Source organism: Variovorax sp. P1_H2, from assembly GCF_056405295.1.
Window position 1 is genome coordinate 1 of record NZ_JBFUCJ010000246.1, and the last position, 2,989, is coordinate 2,989.

Consider the following 2,989-nt stretch of genomic DNA (forward strand, 5'->3'; position numbering starts at 1 on the left):
GGGGCGTTGGCTGCATCGTTCCGCCAGTGTAGCAGTGGCCAAATCACGGCTCCACCCAACCCGGCAGCTTCGCTTCATCCCCCGATGTCGCCCGAATTCCCGGCCGCTGTGCCGAACGCAACATGGCACTCTTGGTTGCCTGTCAACAGACGCGAACGACTTCTTCCGGGCAGCCATTTCAGCGGTCCGTACGACCGGATTTGGCGGATTGTTGACCCATTGCGGGTTAGTGCACACGCGCTTCGTCGCTTGAACAGCACAGCGCCGTTTGGCATGGACTCTTGAGGTCTATCGAGGCTTCGCCATCCGTCCCACCATCCCGCTCGCCAGAGCAACCCCCGGAACGACGAGGGCAAGGGCTACCAGCGTTGCTCTCGTGATTGGTTCGTGAAGTATCCAGGCCGCGCCGAGCGTAGTCACAACAGGTACCAGTGCCAAGGTCAACGATGCATTGGATGCACCCAATCTGGCGATGGTGGCGGTGTAGACCACGACGCCCAGCACGCCTGCGACCAGTCCTTGGCCGAAGGCCTGCAGCGCGACGGCATTCCAGGGCGCGCTCGCGAGCCGGGGCAGGCCATAGGCTAAAAGCAGCGGAAGCAGAAGGACGGTGGACCAGCCGTTGACGAAGGCGGCGCCCTGCCACGGCGTCAGCCCGCATGCTTTGAAGGAAAGCGAGTAGGCGGTCCACAGCACCGCAGCGATGACGAAGAGAACGTCACCACGCCAACTCGACGATGCATCGCCCAAACTCGCGTGGGCAAAGACAAGCATGCCACAGGCAATGCATGCCAAGCCGAGCGCACGCCAGCCGCCAATCTTTTCGCCGCGAAAGGCCCAAGCTGCAACAACTGTGAAAAGCGGCACGCCCCCAGCGAGCACGACGCCTATGTGAGCCGCCGGCGCCCATCGAGCGCCGGCGAGTACCAAAAGACCAAACGGCAGGCCTCCGCCGAGAACCATCGCGACCGGTGCCCAGCGCGGCGCCGTAGCGGGCAGCAACCCCTTCCTGAAGTGCAGAGGGCCGAGCAACAAGGCAGGAATGCCGTAGCGCATGAGGGCCAAGTCCAGCGGCCCCAGTGTCGTGGTCACGCCATAACGCGAAACCAACTGCCAGCCGCTGCCAATCAGGACCGCAGCAGATGCAGCGAGCAAGCCAAGCAGGAGGTTTCGGTTCATGCACCGGAGTATGTCCCGGGCGATTCTGTTTCACGCACGCGAGCACCCTTCCGAGTGTTTGTATGGCACGTCTGGAGGCTGGGCGGGGAGGTCCGGTTCTGGCCGCATTCTGCCTGTCGTGGGGGCCCTCGCGCACGTCAGAGCGGCGGTCAAGTCGCCCAACGGAATGCAAGACGTGTCCATGTAACCCCTGCCTGGCGGTTGACGGCTTGCGCAGATGCGGTGCGCAAACTGAGCACCGTCTTCAACGAACAGCCGGAGGCCAAAGCGACGGTCTCTTCGTCCGACATTTGAAAGATGCGCCGTTCCCTCGGCGCCGGCCCATGGCGGAGGGACATAACAAGGACTCCACCAGGCGCGAGCAGGGATGCAACCCGCGGCATTGCCCGCCGCCGCTCTTGCTCGTCAAGATGCATCCACACAGCGGTGAGCATGACAACATCGAATTTCTGACCCCGAGCGCATATGCAAGCGAGGTCGGGCAAGCTGTCGTTAATCCATTCGATGGGATGCGCTCTGTGGAGTCGAATGCCTGCGAAGCGCAGCGAATCCGTGGGCTCGACTGCTACCACCCGGTGGCCCTGCGAGGCAAACCATGCAGCATCAACACCAGTCCCAGCGCCCACGTCGAGGACTGCCGACGGCGCTGATGGCAAGAGGTGCATAACGGCTTGGTGCTTGTCCAAGAATGAGACGGCCTCGAAGCGCTCGACCAGTTCTTCAGCATGCTCCGCGTAGCCCTCAGTTCCTGGAATCATGACGTGTACGTTCTCGGCGAGATGACTGCTTGTGGCCGGGAACTGCCTCAAGGGAGGCGCGGGTCGATTTCGGTGCGGATGCCGGTCCCATCTTGCTGAAGGACAAGACGGTCAATTTGCCACTTTCCGAGGGCCATCGTGGCCTCGACATAGACCTTTCCCTTTCCCTTCGGTCCGCTCACGCTGTACGCCAAGCTGGCACTGCCCCTGGGACCCGATGTCTGCAGGCTTCCCGATGGGATGCCGGTCTCGATGGGATTCCCAATCTGCTGCACCCCCTGAGGACTTCGTTCCACGGCAGCAAGTGATATGCGGAATGCCTCGCTTTCCTTGAGCAGGGATACCACGCCAAAGAACATCGCGACGGCGGCCAACACCATGGCCGCAAGCACAACAACGCCCCATTTCGTCCACTTCCGCTGGGTCTGTTTGAACTGTTCCACGCTTTCCCAGCGCCTGTGCTTCCACGCCCAAGCACTGCCCTTCGCACCCAGGACGAAGAGCATGATGAATCCCACAAAGGGCACGAACACCAGGAAGGCACGGTAGGTGTTGTTTCCGATGCCCCAAATCCAGTTGAGGAGGAATGCACCCCAGTTCCAACGGTCAATCTCGGCGGGAACTTCGGCAGTTGCACCCTGCCCAGACGTGTTCTCCATCATCCCTCCTCTGTCTTTTTCATCTTGTCTGCCTGCTGCAGGCGAGCGTACGAATATGCCCGATTGTTCATGGAGGTGGGTTTGTGTGCACGCGCTTCAGGGCGCGTGGTCGTATGTTCGACAGCGCTCGTTGCGTGCACGCCGCGAATGTCGGCAATCGGGCAGATTGAGCCCGGCCATCGAATGTCGGGTTCTGACCGTTGGACTAAACCGCTGACGCAGTGGATGTGTGCGACGGGGGCAGATCGCGTTGCGCGGAGTTGAGTTGTACCTTGGTTGCGGGGAATGTTCCCCGGAACTCGGAGACGACGATGACACCACTACGTCAACGCATGATCGATGCGATGGTGCTGCGCGGCTTCAGGCCACGCACGCAAGAGTCCTACCTGAGGG

Annotated in this window: 3 protein-coding genes; all 3 read right to left on the minus strand. The window is 61.6% G+C overall.

Annotated elements, in window-relative coordinates; genetic code table 11:
* Positions 1-288 precede the first annotated feature (288 nt).
* The 3 genes from AC1D2E_RS35355 to AC1D2E_RS35365 all read right to left on the minus strand — a co-directional run bounded on the left by AC1D2E_RS35355 (position 289) and on the right by AC1D2E_RS35365 (position 2,596).
* On the minus strand, positions 289-1,179 hold the full coding sequence (locus tag AC1D2E_RS35355) for a DMT family transporter (protein ID WP_478201715.1): 891 nt from the start codon (positions 1,177-1,179) through the stop codon (positions 289-291).
* A gap of 149 nt (positions 1,180-1,328) precedes the next feature.
* The gene (locus AC1D2E_RS35360; RefSeq protein ID WP_478201716.1) at positions 1,329-1,937 is read right to left on the minus strand and encodes a class I SAM-dependent methyltransferase; all 609 of its coding nucleotides are present in this window, start codon (positions 1,935-1,937) and stop codon (positions 1,329-1,331) included.
* A 47-nt stretch (positions 1,938-1,984) separates the two neighbouring features.
* Positions 1,985-2,596 (minus strand): cytochrome c oxidase assembly factor Coa1 family protein, encoded by a 612-nt coding sequence (locus AC1D2E_RS35365; protein ID WP_478201717.1) that lies wholly within the window; start codon positions 2,594-2,596, stop codon positions 1,985-1,987.
* Positions 2,597-2,989 lie beyond the last annotated feature (393 nt).

Excerpts from the sequence above, each read along its gene's own strand:
- AC1D2E_RS35365 (WP_478201717.1), bottom strand. The coding sequence starts at position 2,596 with ATGGAGAACACGTCTGGGCAGGGTGCAACTGCCGAAGTTCCCGCCGAG.
- AC1D2E_RS35360 (WP_478201716.1), bottom strand. The coding sequence starts at position 1,937 with ATGATTCCAGGAACTGAGGGCTACGCGGAGCATGCTGAAGAACTGGTC.
- AC1D2E_RS35355 (WP_478201715.1), bottom strand. The coding sequence starts at position 1,179 with ATGAACCGAAACCTCCTGCTTGGCTTGCTCGCTGCATCTGCTGCGGTC.